At 39.7% G+C, this 272-nt stretch carries 1 protein-coding gene; it reads left to right on the plus strand.

Annotated elements, in window-relative coordinates; all coding sequences use genetic code 11:
- A partial coding sequence (locus tag Ga0451573_RS19210; protein WP_231685799.1) for a hypothetical protein occupies positions 1 to 245 on the plus strand: 245 nt, incomplete at its 5' end.
- Positions 246 to 272 lie beyond the last annotated feature (27 nt).

Here is a 272-nt window from a genome sequence, read left to right on the forward strand (position 1 = left end):
TCACTATTTCTGGTGAGGGTACAGGCACACTTTCAGCAGAAATAGTGAGCCAAGATGGCATAGAAGACTTGTTAGATACAGTCCAACCAACTGTCTGTCCCTTAGAAGTAGAAGTAATTTCAGAAGTCTTGGTTGCTGAGGATGCTTCGAAAGAAAGCGCAGTAGGATCTGCCTTAAAGACACCATCATCTGCTTTAGCATTTTGTGTAATGATTAACTTTATAGTTTTACCAGATTCTTTCTGAGTCAATGTAATAGTTGCAGAACGTTCT

This window comes from Phosphitispora fastidiosa (genome assembly GCF_019008365.1).
GTDB classification, from domain to species: domain Bacteria; phylum Bacillota; class Thermincolia; order Thermincolales; family UBA2595; genus Phosphitispora; species Phosphitispora fastidiosa.